Source organism: Nocardioides psychrotolerans, assembly GCF_943371775.1.
In the GTDB taxonomy this organism is placed as follows: domain Bacteria; phylum Actinomycetota; class Actinomycetes; order Propionibacteriales; family Nocardioidaceae; genus Nocardioides; species Nocardioides psychrotolerans_A.
The window spans coordinates 1-20,905 of sequence record NZ_CALRWD010000012.1; the positions used below are offsets into that span (position 1 = coordinate 1).

General features: G+C 71.3%; 21 protein-coding genes. 9 read left to right on the forward strand and 12 right to left on the reverse strand.

All coding sequences use genetic code 11. The features are described from left to right. Nucleotides 1–206 precede the first annotated feature (206 nt). From AAG827_RS05400 to AAG827_RS05410, 3 genes are all read right to left on the reverse strand, one after another. Nucleotides 207–686: an SRPBCC family protein gene (locus tag AAG827_RS05400; protein ID WP_341924820.1), complete on the reverse strand. Its 480-nt coding sequence runs from the start codon at nt 684–686 to the stop codon at nt 207–209. Nucleotides 687–850: 164 nt separating this feature from the next. Continuing rightward, a complete protein-coding gene (locus AAG827_RS05405; RefSeq protein WP_341924821.1) occupies nt 851–1,798 on the reverse strand; it encodes a pyridoxal-phosphate dependent enzyme in 948 nt (315 codons plus the stop codon). After that, nucleotides 1,795–3,228, reverse strand: a complete 1,434-nt coding sequence (locus AAG827_RS05410; protein WP_341924899.1) for a CCA tRNA nucleotidyltransferase — start codon at nt 3,226–3,228, stop codon at nt 1,795–1,797. Before AAG827_RS05410 ends, AAG827_RS05405 begins: the two co-directional genes overlap by 4 nt. 65 nt (nt 3,229–3,293) lie before the next feature. On the opposite strand from AAG827_RS05410, the gene AAG827_RS05415 reads away from it, so the two are divergent. From AAG827_RS05415 to trxA, 7 genes are all read left to right on the forward strand, one after another. Next, nucleotides 3,294–5,468 (forward strand): DUF6049 family protein, encoded by a 2,175-nt coding sequence (locus AAG827_RS05415; RefSeq protein ID WP_341924822.1) that lies wholly within the window; start codon nt 3,294–3,296, stop codon nt 5,466–5,468. Further along, nucleotides 5,465–7,150, forward strand: a complete 1,686-nt coding sequence (gene murJ, locus AAG827_RS05420) for a murein biosynthesis integral membrane protein MurJ (RefSeq protein WP_341924823.1) — start codon at nt 5,465–5,467, stop codon at nt 7,148–7,150. The genes AAG827_RS05415 and murJ overlap by 4 nt, the downstream gene beginning before the upstream one ends. Before the next feature lie 67 nt (nt 7,151–7,217). Continuing rightward, the gene (locus AAG827_RS05425) at nt 7,218–9,128 is read left to right on the forward strand and encodes a protein kinase family protein (protein ID WP_341924824.1); all 1,911 of its coding nucleotides are present in this window, start codon (nt 7,218–7,220) and stop codon (nt 9,126–9,128) included. Beyond that, a complete protein-coding gene (gene sigM, locus AAG827_RS05430; protein WP_341924825.1) occupies nt 9,121–9,801 on the forward strand; it encodes an RNA polymerase sigma factor SigM in 681 nt (226 codons plus the stop codon). Before AAG827_RS05425 ends, sigM begins: the two co-directional genes overlap by 8 nt. A gap of 43 nt (nt 9,802–9,844) precedes the next feature. After that, the gene (locus tag AAG827_RS05435) at nt 9,845–10,588 is read left to right on the forward strand and encodes a hypothetical protein (protein WP_341924826.1); all 744 of its coding nucleotides are present in this window, start codon (nt 9,845–9,847) and stop codon (nt 10,586–10,588) included. A 135-nt stretch (nt 10,589–10,723) separates the two neighbouring features. Further along, nucleotides 10,724–11,716, forward strand: a complete 993-nt coding sequence (trxB, locus tag AAG827_RS05440; RefSeq protein ID WP_341924827.1) for a thioredoxin-disulfide reductase — start codon at nt 10,724–10,726, stop codon at nt 11,714–11,716. A gap of 116 nt (nt 11,717–11,832) precedes the next feature. Further along, the gene (gene trxA, locus AAG827_RS05445; protein ID WP_341924828.1) at nt 11,833–12,159 is read left to right on the forward strand and encodes a thioredoxin; all 327 of its coding nucleotides are present in this window, start codon (nt 11,833–11,835) and stop codon (nt 12,157–12,159) included. Nucleotides 12,160–12,181: 22 nt separating this feature from the next. Here the strand turns inward: trxA and AAG827_RS05450 are convergent, their stop codons facing one another. After that, on the reverse strand, nt 12,182–12,850 hold the full coding sequence (locus AAG827_RS05450; protein ID WP_341924829.1) for a GNAT family N-acetyltransferase: 669 nt from the start codon (nt 12,848–12,850) through the stop codon (nt 12,182–12,184). Nucleotides 12,851–12,905: 55 nt separating this feature from the next. On the opposite strand from AAG827_RS05450, the gene AAG827_RS05455 reads away from it, so the two are divergent. Together AAG827_RS05455 and AAG827_RS05460 are read left to right on the forward strand one after the other, a co-directional pair. After that, nucleotides 12,906–14,129, forward strand: a complete 1,224-nt coding sequence (locus AAG827_RS05455) for a pyridoxal phosphate-dependent aminotransferase (RefSeq protein WP_341924830.1) — start codon at nt 12,906–12,908, stop codon at nt 14,127–14,129. Between the two features lie 58 nt (nt 14,130–14,187). Further along, on the forward strand, nt 14,188–14,970 hold the full coding sequence (locus AAG827_RS05460; RefSeq protein WP_341924831.1) for a lysophospholipid acyltransferase family protein: 783 nt from the start codon (nt 14,188–14,190) through the stop codon (nt 14,968–14,970). Between the two features lie 349 nt (nt 14,971–15,319). Here AAG827_RS05460 and AAG827_RS05465 read toward each other — a convergent pair whose 3' ends face one another. The 8 genes from AAG827_RS05465 to rpmH form a co-directional block, all read right to left on the reverse strand. Further along, nucleotides 15,320–16,324 (reverse strand): ParB/RepB/Spo0J family partition protein, encoded by a 1,005-nt coding sequence (locus AAG827_RS05465; protein WP_341924832.1) that lies wholly within the window; start codon nt 16,322–16,324, stop codon nt 15,320–15,322. Next, the gene (locus AAG827_RS05470; protein WP_341924833.1) at nt 16,321–17,139 is read right to left on the reverse strand and encodes a ParA family protein; all 819 of its coding nucleotides are present in this window, start codon (nt 17,137–17,139) and stop codon (nt 16,321–16,323) included. Before AAG827_RS05470 ends, AAG827_RS05465 begins: the two co-directional genes overlap by 4 nt. Before the next feature lie 281 nt (nt 17,140–17,420). Then, a complete protein-coding gene (rsmG, locus tag AAG827_RS05475) occupies nt 17,421–18,110 on the reverse strand; it encodes a 16S rRNA (guanine(527)-N(7))-methyltransferase RsmG (RefSeq protein ID WP_341924834.1) in 690 nt (229 codons plus the stop codon). 50 nt (nt 18,111–18,160) lie between these two features. After that, the gene (locus tag AAG827_RS05480; RefSeq protein ID WP_341924835.1) at nt 18,161–18,724 is read right to left on the reverse strand and encodes a R3H domain-containing nucleic acid-binding protein; all 564 of its coding nucleotides are present in this window, start codon (nt 18,722–18,724) and stop codon (nt 18,161–18,163) included. Further along, a complete protein-coding gene (yidC, locus tag AAG827_RS05485) occupies nt 18,721–19,737 on the reverse strand; it encodes a membrane protein insertase YidC (protein ID WP_341924836.1) in 1,017 nt (338 codons plus the stop codon). Before yidC ends, AAG827_RS05480 begins: the two co-directional genes overlap by 4 nt. Before the next feature lie 3 nt (nt 19,738–19,740). Then, nucleotides 19,741–19,998, reverse strand: coding sequence for a membrane protein insertion efficiency factor YidD (yidD, locus tag AAG827_RS05490; protein ID WP_341924837.1), 258 nt, complete (start codon nt 19,996–19,998; stop codon nt 19,741–19,743). Beyond that, complete coding sequence (rnpA, locus tag AAG827_RS05495) at nt 19,995–20,336, reverse strand: ribonuclease P protein component (RefSeq protein ID WP_341924838.1); 342 nt, start codon at nt 20,334–20,336, stop codon at nt 19,995–19,997. The genes yidD and rnpA overlap by 4 nt, the downstream gene beginning before the upstream one ends. A 46-nt stretch (nt 20,337–20,382) precedes the next feature. After that, entirely contained in the window at nt 20,383–20,520 is a 138-nt protein-coding gene (gene rpmH / locus AAG827_RS05500) for a 50S ribosomal protein L34 (protein ID WP_091112357.1), read from the reverse strand. Between the last annotated feature and the right edge of the window lie 385 nt (nt 20,521–20,905).

The following is a 20,905-nucleotide window of genomic DNA, read 5'->3' on the forward strand; positions in this document are numbered from 1 at the left end:
CGACACGCCGACCAATCCCGCAGCCCGCTGGATCGCGAACCCGCCACAGACCAGCTCGAAGAACTCGTCCTTCGTTTCGTAGGACAACACCTTCGGCATAACAACACTCCAATCACTCTGGGTGTTGCCTCGACCCTATGAGTTCGCGCCGTTGCAGCGTTCTGCCAGATGGGTGGACAGCGTGTTACATGTGGCCGCAGCGAGGATCAGGCAGCCCGGGCGCCCTCGGCGTCCTTCTTGAGGGCGGCGAGCGTCGCGGCCATGCCGGTGCGGAGCTCCTCGGTGAACTTCGGGACCCCGCCGAGGACGTACTTGGTCAGGTTGAGGGACACGCCCGAGATGCCGTCCGGGGTCTCGCGGCGGTGCGTCACGGTGGTGCCGCCGCTCGCGGTGGGGGTGAGCTGGAAGGACCAGATCGTCTTGTTCTCGGCGATCCGGAAGGCGAAGTCCTCGTGCGGCGTGAAGCGCACGACCTTGCCCTTGGTCGGCCAGAAGAGCAGGCCCTTGCGGTTGAGGTTGGAGAACTTCACGCCCTGGGCGACCGCACCCCCCTTGACGGTGGTGCGCACGACCTGGGGGCTGCGCGCGGACATCGCGGCCAGGTCGGTCACGAGCGCCCAGACCTGGGCGGGCGGGGCGTCGATCTCGATGGTCGCCTCGAGCTGGGCGTGCTGGGTGTCTGCCATGCCGGGCAACCTACCGTCGGTATGTCGGCCGCGTCTGTGTGATCGTCGCCACGTGGTTGGCGGTCGCCCCGGTCGGGTCGTGTGCCCCCGGCAGCGCCTGGGGTCGCTCTGCGGCACACGACTCTCGCGAGCGCGGCCACCCGTGCCACCCGTGCCACCAGCCGTCAGCGCGGCCCGTGCGTGTTGAGCCAGAGCACCGGGCCGGGGAGCGCGGAGCCGAGCGAGCGGACGGCGGCGAGGGCCTTGCCGGTGTAGACCGGCTCGAGCTCGAGACCGGCCGCGGCGGCGCGGGCGACCTCGGCGACGGAGGCCGGGGTCGGGTCGCCGTACGTCGCGCCGAGCCAGTCGGGCCTCAGGTCGAAGTCGTCGGGCGACAGGTCGGGCGCCTGCGACATGCCGCGCTCGCGCAGCAGCGTCGAGGTCTGCCCGGCCAGCCGGGACATCGCGGCCGCGTCGAGGGGGAGCATGTCGTTGACGACCGCGCCGAGGACCCGGGTGCGCAGGCCGGCGATCCGGAAGCCGAGGGTCAGGCCCGTGACGGTGCCGCCCGACCCGACGGGCACGACCATCGTGGCCGGCTCGGGCAGGTCGCCCGAGGCGACCTGTGCGGCGATCTCGAGCGCCACGTCGACGTAGCCGAGCGTGCCGAAGGCGTTGGAGCCGCCGGCCGGGAGATACCAAGGCCGGTGCTTGGCGAGGATCCACGGCGCCGCCAGCTTGAGCCGCAGCGTCGAGGGGAAGCGGTAGATCCGCGCGCCCGAGGCCCCCAGGCGGGCGAGCTGGTCGCGCACGTGGTCGTCGACGGGCTGGTCGACCAGGCCGAGCACGGTCCGCAGGCCGTGGTCACGACCGTAGAGCGCACAGGCCAGGCCCCAGTGCGTGCCGATGCCTCCGACGGTGAAGAGCGTCGAGGTCCCGCGCTGCTGGGCCTCGGGGATGATCCACTCCAGCTTGCGGACCTTGTTGCCGCCCCAGGCGCCGTCGCCGAAGGCGGCCTCGTCCTTGAGCCACACCTCGGTGTCGAAGTCGAGCTCGAGCGGGTGCACCGGCGTCGGCGCGGAGCCGAGCGCCACGTGACCCAGTCCCGGACAACGCTCGGCCAGCAGGCTCACGACGAGGGCACCCGCGCGGCCCACCAGGCCAGCAGGGCCTCGCGCGCCTGCTCCTCGCTCATCGGGCCGTCGTCCATCCGGACCTCCAGCAGGTGCTGGTAGGCCTGACCGACCTCGCGCCCGGGCCCGATCCCGAGGATCGCCATGATCTGGTTGCCGTCGAGGTCGGGCCGGATCGAGTCCAGCTCCTCCTGCTCGCGCAGCCGCGCGATGCGCTCCTCCAACCCGTCATACGTACGACGCAGCCGGTCGGCCTTGCGCTGGTTGCGGGTGGTGCAGTCGGCCCGCGTGAGCACGTGCAGCCGCTCGAGCTGGTCGCCGGCGTCGCGCACGTAGCGGCGTACGGCGGAGTCGGTCCACTCGCCGTTGCCGTAGCCGTGGAAGCGCAGGTGCAGCTCGACGAGCTTGCTGACCGCGTCGGTCTCGTCGTTGGAGAACTTCAGCGCCTTCATCCGCTTGCGGGTGATCTTGGCGCCCACGACGTCGTGGTGGTGGAAGGTGACGGTGCCGTCGTCGACGAACGTGCGCGTGCGCGGCTTGCCCACGTCGTGCATCAGGGCCGCGAAGCGCGAGACGAAGTCGGGCTCGCCACCGAGGCGCTCCTCGAGGTCGATGGCCTGCTCGAGCACGGTGAGCGTGTGCTCGTAGACGTCCTTGTGGCGGTGGTGCTCGTCGCGCTCCAGGGCGAGTGCCGGCAGCTCGGGCAGCACCCGCTGCGCCAGCCCTGTCTCCACCAGGAGCGTCAGGCCGAGGCGGGGGTGCGGCGCGCAGACGAGCTTGACCAGCTCGTCGCGCACCCGCTCGGCGGAGATGATCTCGATGCGGTCGGCCATCGCGGTCATCGCGGCCACCACGCCCGGGTCGACGGTGAAGCCGAGCTGGGCGGCGAAGCGCGCGGCGCGCATCATCCGCAGCGGGTCGTCGGAGAAGGAGTCCTCCGGACGACCGGGCGTGCGCAGCACGCGGTGCGCCAGGTCCACCACCCCACCGAACGGGTCCTCGACGACCCGGCCCGGGACCATCACGGCCATCGCGTTGACCGTGAAGTCGCGTCGACCCAGGTCGCCGGCGAGGGAGTCGCCGAAGTCGACGTCGGGCTTGCGGGAGGAGGCGTCGTAGACCTCGGAGCGGTAGGTCGTGACCTCGACCATCCAGTCGCCCTTGCGGCAGCCGATGGTGCCGAAGTCGCGGCCCATGTCCCACGTCGCGTCGCCCCACGCCTTGAGCAGCCGCTCGGTGTCGTCGGGGTGCGCGGAGGTCGCGAAGTCCAGGTCGTGGTGCCGACGGCCGAGCATCGCGTCGCGGACGGGTCCGCCGACCAGGGCGAGCTCGTGGCCCGCGTCGGTGAAGAGGCGTCCCAGGTCGTCGATGACCGGGGCGATCCGGTCCAGCTCCGTCTCGACGGCGCGCTGGACCTCGACGATGCTCAGGGTCTGGAACGGGGCGTCGGGCACGGCCGACGAGTCTAGGGCGTCAAGGCCGATAGGCTCGCGTCGTGGTCCGGTCCCCCTCGTTTCGTCGCGCCCTGGGCGCAGCGATCGGGAGCCTGCCGCTGCTGGCCTGCCCCGCCCTCGGCGTGACCGCGGCCGCCGCGACCCCGATCGCACCGATCCGCACCCTCGAGCCGCTGTCGATCGAGCTGAGCACCCTGTCGCCGTCGGTCGTGCCCCGCGAGGGCCCCATCCGGATCACCGGCACGATCACCAACATCGACATCGAGACCTGGTCGACGATCAACCTCTACCCCTTCGTCGGCGACCAGCCGATGACCACCTCCGACGAGCTCGCCGCGGCCGCGAAGGTCCCCGTCGACCAGGAGGTCGGGGGCCGGATCACCGACTCCGGCCCGTTCGACACCGTCGAGGAGCTCGCTCCGGGCGAGTCCTACTTCTTCAGCCTCACCGTGCCGCGCGACGCCATCTCCCTCGAACGGCGCGGCGTCTACTGGTTCGGCGTGCACGCGCTCGGCGAGGGCCCGGTCCCACGCGACAGGGTGGCCGACGGTCGGGCCCGCACCTTCCTGCCCTACGTGCCCGCCAACGTCGAGGGCACGGTCGAGGCCGGGATCGTCATCCCGCTGCGCCGCTACATCGCCCACGAGGCTGACGGGGCGATCGCCAACACCGACGACTGGACCCGCACCCTGGAGGACGGCGGCCGGATGCGCGGACTGGTCGACCTCGGCACCGCCGCGGGCGACCAGCCGGTGACCTGGCTGATCGACCCCGCGCTCCTCGACGCCGTACGACGACTCGCGGCCGGCAACCCGGCCCGTTCGCTGACCCCCACCCAGCCGGCCGACCCGGACGACCCCGACCTGACGCCCTCGGCCAGTCCCTCGGCGACCGTCGTCCCGGGCGAGACCGACGGACAGCCGAGCGAGGAGCCGAGCGACCTGCTCGACCCCGAGGCCGCGGCTCTCGCCGAGACCGCCACCGCGTGGTTGGCCGACCTCGAGGACGCCGTGGCCGACGACCAGGTGCTGACACTTCCCTACGGCGACCTCGACGTCGCCGCCAGCGCGCAGCACGACCGGGCGCTCTACGACGTCGCGGCGTCCCGCACCAGTGCCCTCTTCGAGGCCTGGGGCGTCAGCACGACCTCGGGGATCGGCTCGCCCAGCGGCTACATGGACGCCGCCGGGATCGACCTGGCCACCCCCGACTCCACCATCCTGGTCACCGACCGGATGTTCGGCGACGACCCGCCCGCCGTCGCCGAGGCGGACGGGCACACGCTGGTCGTGACCTCCACGGGCGCGGCCTCCGGTGGTCCGCTCCCCGGTGAGCGGCTCTCGGCGATCGGGCTGCGCCAGCGCCTCCTCAGCGAGGCGGCCGTCCGGGTCCTGGAGGACGACGACCAGCCGCTGGTCATGGTGCTGCCCGTCCAGTGGAACCCCGACGACGTCAACGTCTTCTTCGACGGTCTCGCACCCGACTGGCTCGACCTCAGCTCGGTCGCCGACGCCGCCGCACGGACGGCGACTCCCGTCGATGCCGCCGAGCTCACCTACCCCGACCGCCAGGCGGACCGCGAGCTCGACGAGCGCTCCTTCGCCGCGGTCGAGGGCCTCATCACCGCGGGCGAGAAGCTCCAGAACCTGCTCACCCGCAACGACCAGGTCGCCTCCGTCGTCACCGACCAGGCCCTCAGCAGCGCGTCGTACGCCGCCCGGGAGGCGCCGCGCTCGGCACGTCAGGCCGTGGTCGCCTCCCGCACCTGGATCGACGCCCGCCTGGGCTCCGTCCAGGTCGACGCTCCCCCCGGGGTGACCCTCTCGGGCGCCAGCGGTACCTTCGCGCCCACCCTCACCAATGCGCTCGACGAGCCCGTCACGGTGGTCGTCACTGCCCGCACCGACGCCGGCATCGTCGTCTCTGACTCCGAGGAGATCCAGCTGGCCGCGGACAGCCAGACCACGATCCTGCTCCGGGCCCGGACCCTGCGGCTGGGGGTCCACAGCGTCACCCTCTACGTCACCGACACCGACGGCCGGCTCCTCGGCTCCTCCGACCAGCTGCCGATCCGCTCCGGCCAGGTCAGCACGATCATCTGGGTCGTCCTCGCCTCCGGCGCCGGCATCCTCTTCCTCGCCATCGGGGTGCGGCTGGTGCGGCGCTTCCGGCGCCGCCACGAGCCCACCGAGGCAGACCCGGGTGGGGCCACGTGAGCGCCTCCGACGAGACGTCCTCGCAGGCGCGGGCGGCGGAGGACCAGAAGGTCCTCGCCTCCAGCGCGGTGATGGCGGCCGGCACCGTGGTGTCCCGGCTGAGCGGCTTCGTGCGCTCGACGCTGCTGGTCGCCGCCCTCGGCGTCTCGCTGCACGCCGACATCTTCACGATCGCCAACACGATCCCCAACATGCTCTACATCCTGCTGGCGGGGGGCGTGTTCAACGCCGTGCTCGTGCCACAGCTGGTGCGGGCGATGAAGAACGACACGGACGGCGGTGAGGCCTACACCAACCGGGTCATCACCCTCGCCGCGCTCTTCCTCGGGGTCGTCACGGTCGTCCTGGTCGTCGCGGCGCCGTTGGTGATGGACCTGGTCCTCAGCGACCAGTACTCCACCGCCGACCTCGCCGAGCAACGTCAGTCGGCCATCGACTTCGCCCGCTACTGCCTGCCCCAGGTCTTCTTCTACGGCATGTTCGTGCTCGTCGGGCAGATCCTCAACTCCCGCGGACGCTTCGGCCCGATGATGTGGGCGCCGATCGCCAACAACGTGCTCTCGGTGGCGGTGCTGGTCGTCTACCTCGTCGTCTACGGCGCCGCCCAGGGGGCGGAGAAGGTCGGACCGTTCAGCGCCGACCAGGAGCTGCTGCTCGGGCTCGGGTCCACGCTCGGCATCGCCGCCCAGCTGGTCATCCTGGTGCCCTACCTGCGCAAGGCCGGCTTCACCTACCGACCCCGCTTCGACTTCCGCAACGCCGGTCTCGGGCACACCCTGCGCCTGGGCGTGTGGACGGTGCTCTTCGTCATCGCCAACCAGGTGGCCTACGTCGTGGTGGTCAACCTCGCGAGCAGCGGCACCGCCTCGGGCGGCGAGGGCACCGGCATCACGATCTACTCCTCGGCCTTCCTGATCATGATGGTGCCGCACTCGATCATCACCGTGTCCCTGGCCACGGCGATCCTGCCGGGACTGTCCGCCCGCGCGGCCGCCCAGGACCTCGCCGGCCTCGCCTCGTCCCTGACCACCACCCTGCGCACCGCGCTCGCCGTGGTCGTCCCGTTCGCGGCGCTGATGCCGGTCATCGCCCTCGACGTCGCCAACGTGGTGTGGGGCCACGGCGCCGGCGCCGACGACTTCCCCCGCTACGTCCCCTCGCTGGCGCTCTTCGGCGGCGGGCTGGTCTTCTTCACCGTCCACTACCTCGTCCTGCGCGGCTTCTACGCCCTGGAGGAGACACGCACGGTCTTCCTGATCCAGGTCGCGGTGGCCACCACCAACATCGTCGCCGCCGTCGTCCTCGTGGGCCGCACCAGCCTCGAGCAGACCTCCCCGGCGCTGGTCCTCGCCTACACCGCGGCGTACGCCGTCGGCTCGGCCGTCTCCTACACCGTCCTGCGCGCTCGTCTCGGCGGCCTCGAGAGCCCGCGCCTGGTGCGCTTCCTCGTGCGGCTGGTCATCGCCGTCGCGCTCTCGACGGCCGTGGCCGGTGCGCTGGCGCTGGGCCTGCGCACGCTCGCCGAGCAGCCCCCGTGGCCGCTGGCCGCGCTCCGGGCGCTCCTGGTGACGGGCGTGGACGTGGTCCTCTTCGTCGTGCTGGCGCGGCTGATGCGCCTGCGCGAGGTGACGTCGGTCATCGACACGGTCACCAGCAGGCTCGGTCGCGCCCGGCGATCGTGAACTGCTCCTACGATGGCTCAGACCGAACGACCAGGACAGCACCGCACACGGACGTGAAGGGACGGTAGTGCCGCACTCGATCCGGCCCGGCGACGTGCTCGCCGACCGCTATCGACTCGTGGATCTGCTCACCGAGAGCGGGGGCGGACGGTTCTGGCGAGCCCACGACCGCGTGCTGGAGCGCCACGTCGCGCTGCACGTCATCGCCGCGGACGATGCGCGGGCACCGGGTCTGCTCGAGGCGGCCCGCCGCTCGGCGATGATCCTCGACCGGCGGATCCTGCGCGTGCTCGACGCCGACACCGATGACGGCCTGGTCTTCGTGGTCAACGAGTGGGGCTCGGGCACGTCCCTGGACATCCTCGTGGCCGGCGGTCCGCTGCTGCCGCGCCGGGCCGCGTGGGTCGCGGGCGAGGTCGCCGACTCGGTGGCGCGCGCCCACGAGGCGGGGGTCACCCACGGGCGTCTGGTCCCCGAGAACGTCATGGTCGACCGCAACGGCGAGATCCGGGTGATCGGCTTCTCCGTCGACGCCGCCATGCACGGGCTGACCGGCTCCCGCGTCGAGAGCGACATCGCCGACCTGGCCGGGCTGCTCTACTGCGGCCTCACCGGCAGGTGGGCCGGGGTCTCGGCCTCGGCGGTCCCCCGCGCCCCGGCCGAGCACGGCGAGGTCCTGCGCCCCCGCCAGGTCCGTGCGGGCGTGCCGCGCAGCCTCGACGCCCTGTGTGACGCGGTCCTGCACGCCTCGGGCGACGGCGTCGCCCGGGCCTCCGCCCGGCACCGCGAGCTGATCGCCCCCACGACGGCCAGCGAGATCAGCCTCTACCTCGCCGACTACGTCGGTGACCCGGTCGGCATCTCCGAGGCTCTGCTCGCCGGTCTCCCGGCCCACCACGAGGAGCAGTTCCTCGTCCTGCCGGCCGTCCCCGACATCCCCGCCCGCGACAGCGCCGAGATCCCCGCGGTCACGCAGGCGGTGCCGCTCACGGGGTCGACGACCGACGCCGACGCCGACCTCGAGGACGACACCGACGGCACCGGCAGCGAGGAGGAGCCCGCACCTCCCGCCGAGCTGGCCACCCAGGCCGGGCTGCCCATCTTCGACGACGACAACGACGACGTGTCGTGGCTGGAGTCGCGCACCACCCCACCACCGCCCCCGCCGCCGTTCGAGGAGCCGCCGGAGCGGCCCCTCTTCGCCCCGGCGCCCGCCAGCGGCGAGCCCGCACGACGACCGCGCCCCGGCGCCGCCACCACCTCGACCGGCAGCGACTTCTGGCCGTGGGAGTCCGCGACCGGGACGGGGCGCACCACCGGGAGCGGCCTCACCCGGGTCGTCGACGACGAGCCGCCGCCCGGGCGCAGCTGGTTGCGCCTGGCCATGCTGATCGCCGCCTGCCTGCTGCTGCTCGTCGCGATGGTGGTCGCCTACAACCTCGGCCGCGGCAAGACCGTCCTCGGCACCGAGCCGGCCCCGGCCGACCCCACGCCCAGCGCGAGCGCGTCGACCACCCCGACCGCCGCCGTGCCCCTCGGTGGCCTGGTCGCCGAGGACCTCGACCCCCAGGGCACCGACGGCGGCGAGAGCCCCGAGGATGCCCCGCTGGTCGTGGACGGCGACCCGGCCACGACCTGGACGACGTCCAGCTACAACGAGCAGTTCGGTCCCGCCGGCCTCAAGACCGGCGTCGGGCTGACCATCGACCTCAACGGCGAGCACACGGTGTCGTCGGTGGCCCTGGACCTGGTCGGCTCCCCGACGTCGGTGTCGCTCTACGTCACCGAGGCGGCCCCCGACGGCGTACGCGACCTCGAGCCCGCCGTGAGCGGCACCGCCGACGGCGAGAGCCTCGACCTCGAGCTGCCCGACGACACGACCGGGCGCTTCCTGGTCGTGTGGCTGACCGCGCTCCCCCTCCAGGACGACGGCCGTTTCCGCGGGTCCGTGGCCGAGGTGACGGTGCGCGGTGAGTGACGACCTGGACCCGAGCGACGTCGAGCTCCTGCGCGCCCACGTCGACGGCGACACCGAGGCCTTCGGCGTCCTCTTCCACCGCCACCGCGACCGGCTCTGGGCGGTCGCACTGCGCACGATGGGCAACCCCGAGGACGCCGCCGACGGGCTCCAGGACGGCATGGTCGCCGCCTACCGCCGCGCCGCCTCCTTCCGTGGCGAGGCCCAGGTCACCACGTGGCTGCACCGCGTCGTCGTCAACGCCTGCCTCGACCGGATCCGCGCCGCCAAGGTGCGCCGGGCCGATCCGCTGCCCGACGACCTCGAGGAGTACGGCGACCGCGGGGCGCTCACCGCGCACACCGAAGCCACCGCGGACCCGGCCGACCTGGCCGTCCGCGACGAGCGGCGCGACCGTGTCCTCGCCGCCCTCGCGGAGCTGCCGGCCGAGCAGCGTGCGGCGCTGGTCCTGGTCGACATGGAGGGCTATCCGGTCGCCGAGGTGGCCGTGATGCTCGACTGCGCCGAGGGGACGGTGAAGTCGCGGTGCTCGCGCGGCCGAGCCCGGCTGGCGGTGGCGCTGGAGCTGCTGGCCCCCGGACGTGAGCAGGACCACGATCCGCCGCGGAACCCCCCGGTCGCCGCTCCCGTCCGATCCACACGCTCGCCGCGGGGACCGCCCCCGGTCGACTGACCCGCCTCCCACCCGTCCCTCCGCCACCAGGAGAATCCGCCCCGTGTCCGACGATCGCGAGCTGAGCCCCGAGCAGCAAGAGCGCGTACGCCGCCTGCTCGCCCAGGCGCGCGTCGACGAGCCGATCCCGGGCGACGTGGCCGGACGGCTGGACCGGGTGCTGGCGCGCCTCGCCGACGCGGAGCCCGACCACGACCCCGCCGAGGTCGTCGCCCTCGCCTCGCGTCGTCGCCGCAAGGTCACGACGCTGCTCGTCGCCGCAGCCGCCGTCGTCGCGGTCGGCGTGGGGGCCAGCCAGCTCTCGCCCGGTCCGTCGGACACCGCCTCGGACAGCACGGCCGCGGGCTCCGCTCCCGAGGCAGCCACCCAGGACGAGCTCCTCGACTCGGGTGCCGCCGGCAGTGCGCTGGCCCCCGCCCCCGCCGAGGCGCCGCCGGCTCCGTTCACCGAGGACGGCAGTGCCGCCTACGACCTCAAGCGCGGCCGACCCGTCCGGATCCGACCCGCGTTCTTCGCCGACGACGTGGCCCGCGTGCGCAGCCGCGTCGCCCTGTCCACCCTGTCCGCGGAGGCCCCCACCGACCGGGAGAGCGGCTCTGCCGACGCGGCGGGATCGGCCATGTGCGAGCCCGCCGACTGGGGCGCGGGCGACCTCTACGTCGTGCAGTACGCCGGCAACCCGGCCGTGCTCGCCTTCCGCCCGGCCGCGGGCGACACCCAGGTCGTCGACCTGCTCCAGTGCGGCACCGCTGACATCCTGCGCTCGGTGACCCTGCCCGGGAGCTGACACCCGCGGGCCCGGCGTGAGCGGGGCGCTGCGCGGGAAGAACGCTCGCCTACGATCGGTTGTAGCAGGTGCGACCCGTGCTGGGTCGCCCCGCACACCACGATCAGTCCCGATCAGCGACGAGAGATGGACGGCATGTCTGAGACCCGCAACGTGATCATCATCGGCTCCGGCCCCTCGGGCTACACCGCCGCGGTCTACGCCGCGCGCGCGAGCCTGAACCCCCTCCTCTTCGAGGGGTCGGTGACCGCCGGCGGTGCCTTGATGAACACCACCGAGGTCGAGAACTTCCCCGGCTTCCGCGACGGGATCATGGGCCCGGCCCTCATGGACGAGATGCGCGCCCAGGCCGAGCGCTTCGGCGCCGAGATGATCCCCGACGACGTCGTGGAGGTCGACCTCACCGGTGACGTCAAGGTGGTCAAGACCGCCACCGACACCTACACGGCGCGCGCGGTGATCCTCGCGACCGGCTCGGGCTACCGCAAGCTCGACCTGCCCAACGAGGAGAAGCTCTCGGGACGCGGCGTCTCCTACTGCGCCACCTGTGACGGGTTCTTCTTCCGCGAGCAGCACATCGCCGTCGTGGGCGGTGGCGACTCTGCGGTCGAAGAGGCCACCTTCCTGACCCGCTTCGGCTCCAAGGTGTCGCTGATCGTGCGCCGCGACGAGCTGCGCGCCTCCAAGATCATGCAGGAGCGCGCGTTCGCCGACCCCAAGCTCGACATCGTGTGGAACTCCGTCGTCGAGAGCGTCAACGGCGAGGACAAGCTGGAGTCGGTCACGCTCAAGGACACGGTCACGGGCGAGACCCGCGACCTGGACGCCACCGGGCTCTTCATCGCGATCGGTCACGACCCGCGCTCCGAGCTGCTCCAGGGCCAGGTCGACCTCGACGAGAACGGTTACGTCCTGGTCCGGCAGCCCTCCACCGTCACCAACCTGCCCGGCGTCTTCGCCGCGGGCGACCTGGTCGACCACCACTACCGCCAGGCCATCACCGCAGCCGGCACCGGCTGCGCGGCCGCGCTCGACGCCGAGCGCTACCTCGGGGAGCGCGACTTCGCTGCTGCGGTCGCCGGACCTGAGGCGATGATGGCCGAGGTCGCCCAGGCCGCTGGCGCCTGAGTCCGCTTCGTCGCGACACGGACCAGCAAGGGAACACCGGGCACCGGCCTGGTGTTGACTAGAGACAGACCTCAGTGTTCACCGAGCCACAGGCTCACTCAGAAGGGAAAATCACCGTGGGCAACATCGCAGCCGTCACCGACGCCGAGTTCGAGGCGCAGGTCCTCAAGTCCGACAAGCCGGTCCTCGTGGACTTCTGGGCCGAGTGGTGCGGCCCGTGCCGCCAGGTCGCCCCCATCCTCGACGAGATCGCGACCAGCCACGGTGACAAGATCACCTTCCTGAAGATGAACGTCGACGAGAACCCCGTCACGCCCTCGTCCTACCGCGTGACCGGCATCCCGACGATCAACGTCTACCAGGGTGGCGAGGTCGTCCGCTCGATCGTCGGCGCCAAGCCCAAGGCGGCGCTGCTCAAGGAGCTCGAGCCCTTCATCGGCTGACCTGCTCCACTCGTTTCACCCCTCACCGCTCCCCCGGCTCGCCGAGGGAGCGGTGACTGCGTTCGGGGGCGGGCGCCGGCGCCGGTCGGACCACGCCGATGAGCCGCTCCACGGCTGCCTCGACCTCGTCGCGCCACGTCAGCGCCGAGCGCAGCTCCATCCGCATCCGTGGCGTGAGGGCGTGCGGCCGGTGGGTCTTGAAGCCCACGCCACCGAGGAAGCCGGCCGGCACCAGGCAGGAGCCCCAGGCCTGCCCGAGCCGCGGGGTCGTCGTCCCGAACGCCTCCACCGCGCGGATGCCTCCGCGACGGATCAGGTCGCCCGCCATGCCCTGCACCAGCAGGCGCCCCAGCCCCCCGCCGGCATGGAGGGGATCGACGTACGCCGTGGTGAGCAGGACCGCGTCCGTCGAGACGGGGGCGGTGGGGAACCCGTCGGCTCCCGGTGCGTAGGCCGCCGGGACGTAGACGACGAAGCCCACCGGTCGGTCGTCGACCAGGACGACGCGGCCGCAGGAGCCCCACTCACGCAGCACCTCGGAGAGCCAGGCCTCCTTCTCGGCCGCCGCGGCCTCCGCGGTCTCGACGCGACCGCGGCGCACGGGATCGAGCTCCCAGAAGAGACAGGTGGGACACGGCCCGGGCAGGTCGGCCAGGTGGTCGACGGTCAGCCGGACGACCTTGCGCGACATCGGGTGCCTCCTCCCGGGTGGGACCGCCGGTCGGCGTGGGTCCCCTCCTGAGAGGATGACACCCGTGCGCCCCATCCGGCAGAGCCGCAAGCTCCACAACGTCCGCTACGACGTCCGCGGACCCATCCTCGTCGAGGCCCAGCGCCTCGAGGCGGAGGGTCACCGGATCCTCAAGCTCAACATCGGCAATCCTGCGCCGTTCGGCTTCGAGGCTCCCGAGGCGATCCTGGCCGACATGATCCACCACCTGCCGGACGCGCAGGGCTACAGCGACTCCCAGGGGATCTACCCCGCCCGCACCGCGGTCTCGCAGTTCTACCAGCAGCAGGGCCTCAAGGACTGCATGGTCGAGGACGTCTTCATCGGCAACGGCGTGTCCGAGCTGATCTCGATGGTGCTGCAGGCCTTCGTCGACGACGGCAACGAGATCCTGGTGCCGGCGCCCGACTACCCGCTGTGGACCGGGGCGGTAACCCTGGCCGGCGGCGTGCCCGTGCACTACCTCTGCGACGAGGACGACGACTGGAACCCCGACCTGGCCGACATCGAGGCCAAGATCACCGAGAACACCCACGCCATCGTCATCATCAACCCCAACAACCCCACCGGTGCCGTCTACAGCCGCGAGGTCGTCGAGGGACTCGTGGACATCGCCCGTCGCCATCAGCTGGTGGTCTTCGCCGACGAGATCTACGAGAAGATCCTCTTCGACGGCGCCGTGCACCACCACGCGGCCAAGGCCGCCGGCGACGACGTGCTGTGCCTGACCTTCAGCGGCCTCTCCAAGGCCTACCGGGTCTGCGGCTACCGCGCCGGCTGGGTGATGATCTCCGGCCCCAAGGAGATCGCCCAGGACTTCCTCGAGGGCCTGACCCTCGTGGCCAACATGCGCATGTGCGCCAACGTGCCCGCCCAGCACGCCATCCAGACCGCGCTCGGGGGCTACCAGTCGATCCAGGAGCTGATCGTGCCGGGAGGCCGGTTCTACGAGCAGAGCATGCTGGCCCACCGGCTCCTCAACGAGATCCCGGGCGTCTCCTCGGTCAAGCCCCAAGGCGCGCTCTACTGCTTCCCGCGCCTCGACCCCGAGGTCTACCGGATCGAGGACGACCAGCAGTTCGTCATCGACCTGCTGCGCGCCAAGAAGCTGCTCGTCACCCACGGCACCGGCTTCAACTGGCCCACGCCCGACCACTTCCGGCTGGTCACGTTGCCCGACGTCGCCGTGCTGGAGGAGGCCATCGGTCGGATCGCCGACTTCCTGGCCACCCGACGCTGACCTGCACCAGACTTCGTCGTACGACGTCCGGCCCGACCGCGCTCAACGAGGAGCCCCCATGCGTGACCTGACCTACCCGCCGATCATCGTGACGGCCAAGACGCTCTTCCGGGTCCTGGGGCAGCGCTTCGTCATGACCGGCACGGAGCACGTCCCCCGCGAGGGGGGTGTGCTGCTGGCCTACAACCACATCGGCTACGTCGACTTCGTCTACGGCGGCCTGGCGACCCAGCCCTCCAAGCGGCTGGTGCGCTTCATGGCCAAGAAGGAGATCTTCGACGACCGCTTCGGTGGGCCGCTGATGCGCTCGCTGCACCACATCGAGGTCGATCGGGGCGAGGGGCTGGCGTCGTTCCGCACCGCGATCGACTACCTCCAGCAGGGCGAGGCAGTCGGGATCTTCCCCGAGGCGACGATCTCGCGCGCCCTGGAGCTCAAGGAGTTCAAGTCCGGCGCCGTGCGCATCGCCGCGGCAGCCGGTGTGCCGCTGGTGCCCGTCATCTTGTGGGGCACCCAGCGGATGATGACCAAGGACCACCCCCGCGACTTCTCCCGCGGCAAGACGATCGCGATCCGGGTCGGTGAGCCGATGCACCCCACGGGCGAGGACCCGGTCGCCGAGACCGCCGAGCTGCACCGCGTCATGTCCCAGATGCTCGACGACACCATCGCGGCCTATCCCGCCGAGGAGCAGCCACCGGGTTCCTGGTGGCTCCCCGCTCGCCACGGCGGCTCCGCGCCCACGCTCGAGGAGGCCGCCCGGCTCGACGCCGAGGAGAAGCGCGAGCGCGCGGCCAAGCGCGCCGCCAAGCGGGCAGCGAAGAGCTCCCAGAAGTCCTGACGCCGCTGGCTCGCCGAGGCGCCGCAGGCTCATGGGCCTGCGGTTGGTGACCAATCCGCAGGTGGATGTTTCGCGTGAAACATCGGCGCGTGCGGTCGCGGTGGCGTCGCTCCGGCTCCGACTGCCGCTCCATCAAGGTATGTCGACGAACCGCCACTCCCCACGGTGAGCACCCCGTGGGAGGTGGCGTCTCGCCGTGGGAGGTGGCGTCCGATGGATCGCCGAGGGCGCTCGACGTTGCTCAACGGCCATTCGTGAGGTCCTGCGCGATACATCGCCGCAGGTCAGAGGGGTGCAGCATTAATGTCGACATGTCGATCCCGCTCTATGTCGACAAAGCCACAAATCGCTAGATGGGCCTGTCGTTGCGGTTGCGCGGGTCCATGATGTCGATGATCCGGCGAAGGTCGTCAAGCGAGGCGAACTCCACGGTGATCTTGCCCTTGCGCTGACCGAGGTCCACCTTGACCCGGGTCTCGAGCCGGTCGGAGAGCCTCTCGGCCAGGTCGGCCAGGCCCGGAGCCGTCGGCCGGTTGCGCTGGCTTCGCTGGGAGGCGCTCTTGAGGTCGCCCACCGCGACGATCTCCTCGAGACCACGCACGCTGATGCCCTCGGCGACGACCCGCTGGGCCAACCGGTCCTGGATGTCGGCATCCTCGACCGCGAGGAGGGACCGGGCGTGACCGGCCGACAGGACTCCGGCGGCGACCCGCCGCTGGACGGCGGGGCTCAGCTTGAGCAGGCGCAGCGTGTTGCTGATCTGGGGCCGCGACCGACCGATCCGGGAGGCGAGCTCCTCGTGGGTGCACGAGAAGTCCTCGAGCAGCTGGGCGTAGGCCGACGCCTCCTCGAGCGGGTTGAGCTGCGAGCGGTGCAGGTTCTCGAGCAGCGCGTCGCGCAGCATGTCGTTGTCGTCGGTCTCGCGCACGATGGCCGGGATCGCCTCGAGGCCCGCCTGCTGCGAGGCGCGCCACCGACGCTCGCCCATGACGAGCTCGTAGGACTCTTCGCCGGTGCGTCGTACGACGATGGGCTGGAGGAGCCCCACCTCGCCGATGGAGTGCACCAGCTCCGCCATGGCCTCCTCGTCGAAGACGCTGCGGGGCTGGACGGCGTTGGGCTGGATCTGCGTGATCGGCAGCTCGGCGAAGTAGGCACCGGCCACCACCGCGGTGCTCGCACCGGGAACCGGCGCCAGGGCCTGTGACGCCAGGGGGACCGCTGGGTCAGCAGCGGCTGTCGCACCCTCCTCGCCGGCGGGTGCCGCCGGCGGCGGCTCCGAGGGTGCGGTCGGGATCAGCGAGCCCAGGCCCCGACCGAGACCTCGACGTTGCGGCGGGCGGTTGCTGTTCACGCACGGACTCCCTTGGTGGCGATCTCGCGGGCAGCTTCGAGATAGCTGAGCGCACCCGGGGACCCGGGGTCGTAGGTCATGACCGTCTGCCCGTAGGACGGGGCCTCGGACACCCGCACCGAGCGGGGGATCGAGGTCTTGAGCACCTGGTCGCCGAAGTGCTCGCGCACCTCCGCGGCCACGCCCGACGCCAGACGGGTGCGGGCGTCGAACATGGTGACCAGGATCGTCGACACCGCCAGGTCCGGGTTGAGGTGCGCCCGCACCATGTCCACGGTCTCGAGCAGCTGGCCCAGGCCCTCGAGCGCGTAGTACTCCGCCTGGATCGGGATCATCATCTCGTCGCCCGCGACGAGCGCGTTGAGGGTCAGCAGGCCCAGGGACGGGGGGCAGTCGATGAGCACGTAGTCGAAGCGGTCGTCACCGACCTTCTCCGCGCTTCCGACCAGCGGATGGCCGTCGATCGCCCGCTTCAGGCGTCCCTCGCGGGCCACCACGCTCACGAGCTCGATCTCGGCGCCAGCGAGGTCGATGGTCGCCGGGACGACCCACAGACCCGGGACGTCGGGACAGGGGGCGACGACGTCGGCGAGGGGGACACCGTCCACGAGCGCGTCGTACGTCGACGGCACGCCGCGTCGGTGCTCGACCGCCAGCGCCGTCGACGCGTTCCCCTGGGGGTCCAGGTCGACCACGAGGACCCGCTGGCCGAGCTGCGCCAGCCCGGCCGCCACGTTGACGGTCGAGGTGGTCTTGCCGACCCCGCCCTTCTGGTTGGCGACCACGAAGACCCGGGTGGTGCTCGGTCGCTGCAACGCCGGGCGTGCGTGCGCCTCCTGACGCGCCAGGATGCTGTGCTGGGCCGCGCGCGCCAGCGGTGTCGCCGGGTCGTCGAAGTGCTCACCCAGCGACGCGACATCACCGGCCGTGCGGACGCCGAAGGCGCTCAGCGGTGAGGGGATCGGTGAGGGCGGCTTCGCTGTTTCACGTGAAACATCGGCGGCCGTGCTGGGAGGGCCAGCCTGTGGAGAACTTGGGTCAACCTGTGGAGAGTCAGGCTCAGACGGGGGGTTCGTGCCGGTGGAAAACTCCTCGGTCACGCGGGTCGCCTCTTCTTACGTCGATTCTGGGAGGGGCGCTTCTTCGGCCCCGCGGGGTGAGAAACGGCAAGCGGCCAAGATACCCGTGTCGGGTCCTGCCACGGAACCCGCACGGCCACCGTGGTGGAGGACAGGAGCCCCTCGCCGAGCACGATGACCTCGGGGACACCGCAGCCACCCTGGACCAGGACGTCGTGCGCGGTCTCGATCTCGTCGGTGATCGACGAGCCCTTCATGGCCACCAGCGCCCCGTCGGCCGCCACCAACGGCATCGACCACCCGAGGAGCCGCTCGAGGGGAGCGACCGCCCGCGACGTCACGACATCGAAACGTCGCTGTCCGTGCAGGACCTCCGCCCTCCCACGGACCACTTCGACGGTGTCGAGACCCAGCTCCACCACGACCTCCTCCAGGAAGGTGGTGCGTCGCAGCAGCGGCTCCACCAAGGTGATGCGCACGTCGGGGCGAGTGATCGCCAGGACCAGCCCCGGGAGGCCCGCTCCTGAGCCGATGTCGCACACCGTGGCGTCCTGGGGGAGCAGCTCGCCCAGGACCGCGCAGTTGAGCAGGTGGCGGTCCCAGAGTCGCGGCGCCTCCCGCGGGCCGATCAGTCCGCGCAGCACGCCCTCGGTTGCGAGGAGCTCGGCGAACCGCTCCGCCAGCGGGAGTCGCTCAGACGGAAACACCCTCCGGGCCACCTCGGGCGCGGAGGGCGTTTCACGTGAAACATCGTCGTTCATGACGCAGGCAGGATCACCACGAAGCGACGCGGCTCCGCGCCCTCCGACTCGGAGGTGAGGCCGGACGACGCCACCGTGTCGTGGACGACCTTGCGCTCGAACGGGCTCATCGGGTCCAACGAGACCTGCTCGCCCGACTCCTTGACCTGCGCGATCAACCGCTCAGCGAGGGCCACCAGCTCCTCACGCTTCTGCGCGCGGTAACCGGAGATGTCCAACATCAGGCGCGAGCGGTCGCCGGTCTCGCGGAAGACGGCGAGGCGCGTCAGCTCCTGCAGCGCCTCCAGGACCTCACCGTCGTGACCGATCAGCTGGCTCAGGTCGGCGCCCACGATCGACACCGCAGCGCGGTCGCCGTCGACATCCATGTCCAGGTCACCGTCGAGGTCAGCGATGTCCAGGAGCTCCTCGAGGTAGTCGGCAGCGATGTCGCCCTCCTGCTCGAGCTGCTTGAGCCGGTCGGCCCGACCCGTCGTCGGCGAGCCCTCCGCGTCAGACGACTCCTCGGTCACCGGCACCTCGGTGTCGGGGGCGTTCTCGGTCTCGACGTCCGCGCTCATCGGCTGTCTCCCTTGTTCTGGTCGTTGGGGCGTCCGGACGGCTTGCCACCGGACTGCTTGCGCTGGGACTTGGTCTGCTTCTTGGGCTGCTGGCGAGCCGCGGGGCGAGGAGCGGCCTCCGGCTCCGGCACGACCTCCTCGACGAGGGGGATGCCCTTCTTGAGCGCCTTGGCCTTGTCGCGCTCCTTCTTCGCCTCCTCGGCCGGCGTGCCGGGCGCCGGGTTGTTGCGGATGACGTAGAACTGCTGGCTCATCGTCCACAGGTTCGACGTGGTCCAGTAGAGGAGGACGCCGATCGGGAAGGCCACGCCACCGAGGCCGAACGCCACGGGCAGGATGTAGAGGAGCATCTTCTGCTGCTGGGCATAAGGGCCGCTCAGCGCGTCCGCCGGCATGTTCTTGCTCATCAGCTGACGCTGCGTGAGGAAGGTCGTCGCCGTCATCATCAGCACCAGGACCAGGGCAACGACCATCACGAGGCCGTTGGCGTCGGGGTTGCCGCCCCAGGTGCGAGCACCCCAGAAGCTGTCGGAGATCGGGATGGCGCCGAAGATCTGCGCCTCACCGAACTTGCGGGCCAGGTCCTCGGTCAGGAAGCCGTGTGCGGTGTTGTTCTTCGCCGCCTGGTCCAGCAGCCGGAAGAGCGCGAAGAAGATCGGCATCTGCAGGAGGATCGGCAGGCACGAGGAGAACGGGTTGGTGCCCGTGTCCTTGTAGAGCTTCATCGTCTCCTGGGCGAGACGCTCCCGGTCGTGGCCGTACTTCTTCTGCAGCTCCTTCACCTTGGGCTGGATCAGCTGCATGTTGCGGCTGGACTTGATCTGCTTGACGAACAGCGGGATCAGGGCCGTGCGGATGACCACGGTAAGGCCGATGATCGACAGCGCCCATGCCAGGCCGCCGGCCGGGTCGAGGAAGGTGCTGAAGAGCTTGTGGAAGCCGATCAGGATCGCCGAGATGATGTAGTAGAGCGGCGTCATGATGAAGCTGCCGATATCGCCGATGAATCCCACGGATCAGGCTCCTTGGTGTGGCGTAGAGGACGAGGTCCCCGCTGCGAGGCGGGGTGGCACGGGGTCGTAGCCGCCGGCCGCCCAGGGATGGCAGCGGCCGAGCCGGCGGACGGCGAGCCAGCTGCCCCGCAGGCTGCCGTGCGCGCGCACGGCGTCGAGGGCGTAGGCCGAGCAGGAGGGGTGGTAGCGGCACACCTGCCCGTAGAGCGGGCTGATCACGGCGCGGTAGAGACGCAGCAGTCCGATCAGGACGTACTTCATCGAGGCGCCTCCAGGACTCGATGGAGACAACGGTCCAGGTCGTCGGCGAGTTCCGCGCTGCCGGAGGCCGCAGCGGCCGGCAGGGCACGCACCACGAGCGCGCCAGAGTCCGGGAGCGACGTAAGTCGGTCCCGGACCAGGTGACGCAGGCGGCGCTTCACACGATTGCGGATGACGGCGTTGCCGACGGCCTTGCTGACGACGAAGCCGACCCTGAGGTCACCCTCCTCGCCGGGGGCGAGGTGCACCACCAGCGTGCGCGACCCCGCACGTCTGCCCGCGCGCGAGGCGGCACGGTAGGACGCCGCGTCGGTCAGCCGATGGGCCGCGGGCAGCACGGGGACAGGAGTCGCGTCAGGCCAGCACGGCCGGAGGACGCAACCCTCAGACGGCCAGGCTCTTGCGGCCCTTGCGGCGGCGCTCCGAGAGGATGGCGCGACCGGCGCGGGTGCGCATGCGCAGGCGGAACCCGTGCACCTTGTGGCGACGACGGTTGTTCGGCTGGTACGTACGCTTGCTCACGAGCTTGTCTCTTTCGGTTGATTCGGGAAGGGTCACGCCGGCAGATCGGGATGCCTGGCCTCGCTCTTGATGAGACAGTTCGGCTGGCACCGCCCACCCACGGAGAGTGACTTTCCCGTGGACATGCGGCACCTGTCGACACCGGGCGACCGGCTAACGGTACGCGTGGGCGTTCCGCAGGGTCAAACCCGTGCACGGTCCGAGGTGCCAGGGCGTGGACACCGGCTGTCCAGGCCTGTGGATGAAGGCTTGCCGCTGCTCGTCGCGGCGGGTTAGGTTCGGGGCGCCGAGGTGCCCCCGCAGCCCCGGTTCTCCCCGGTCATCCAGGCCTTGTGACCCCGCTCACACGGTGCGTCAAAGGCCCTCTGACCTGCGAAGACTCGCT

What these genes read in the sequence shown, in the direction of transcription:
- AAG827_RS05455 (WP_341924830.1), top strand. Translation starts at nt 12,906, where the DNA reads ATGACACCCGTGCGCCCCATCCGGCAGAGCCGCAAGCTCCACAACGTC.
- AAG827_RS05400 (WP_341924820.1), bottom strand. Translation starts at nt 686, where the DNA reads ATGGCAGACACCCAGCACGCCCAGCTCGAGGCGACCATCGAGATCGAC.
- trxB (WP_341924827.1), top strand. Translation starts at nt 10,724, where the DNA reads ATGTCTGAGACCCGCAACGTGATCATCATCGGCTCCGGCCCCTCGGGC.
- AAG827_RS05480 (WP_341924835.1), bottom strand. Translation starts at nt 18,724, where the DNA reads ATGAGCGCGGACGTCGAGACCGAGAACGCCCCCGACACCGAGGTGCCG.
- AAG827_RS05460 (WP_341924831.1), top strand. Translation starts at nt 14,188, where the DNA reads ATGCGTGACCTGACCTACCCGCCGATCATCGTGACGGCCAAGACGCTC.
- yidD (WP_341924837.1), bottom strand. Translation starts at nt 19,998, where the DNA reads ATGAAGTACGTCCTGATCGGACTGCTGCGTCTCTACCGCGCCGTGATC.
- AAG827_RS05450 (WP_341924829.1), bottom strand. Translation starts at nt 12,850, where the DNA reads ATGTCGCGCAAGGTCGTCCGGCTGACCGTCGACCACCTGGCCGACCTG.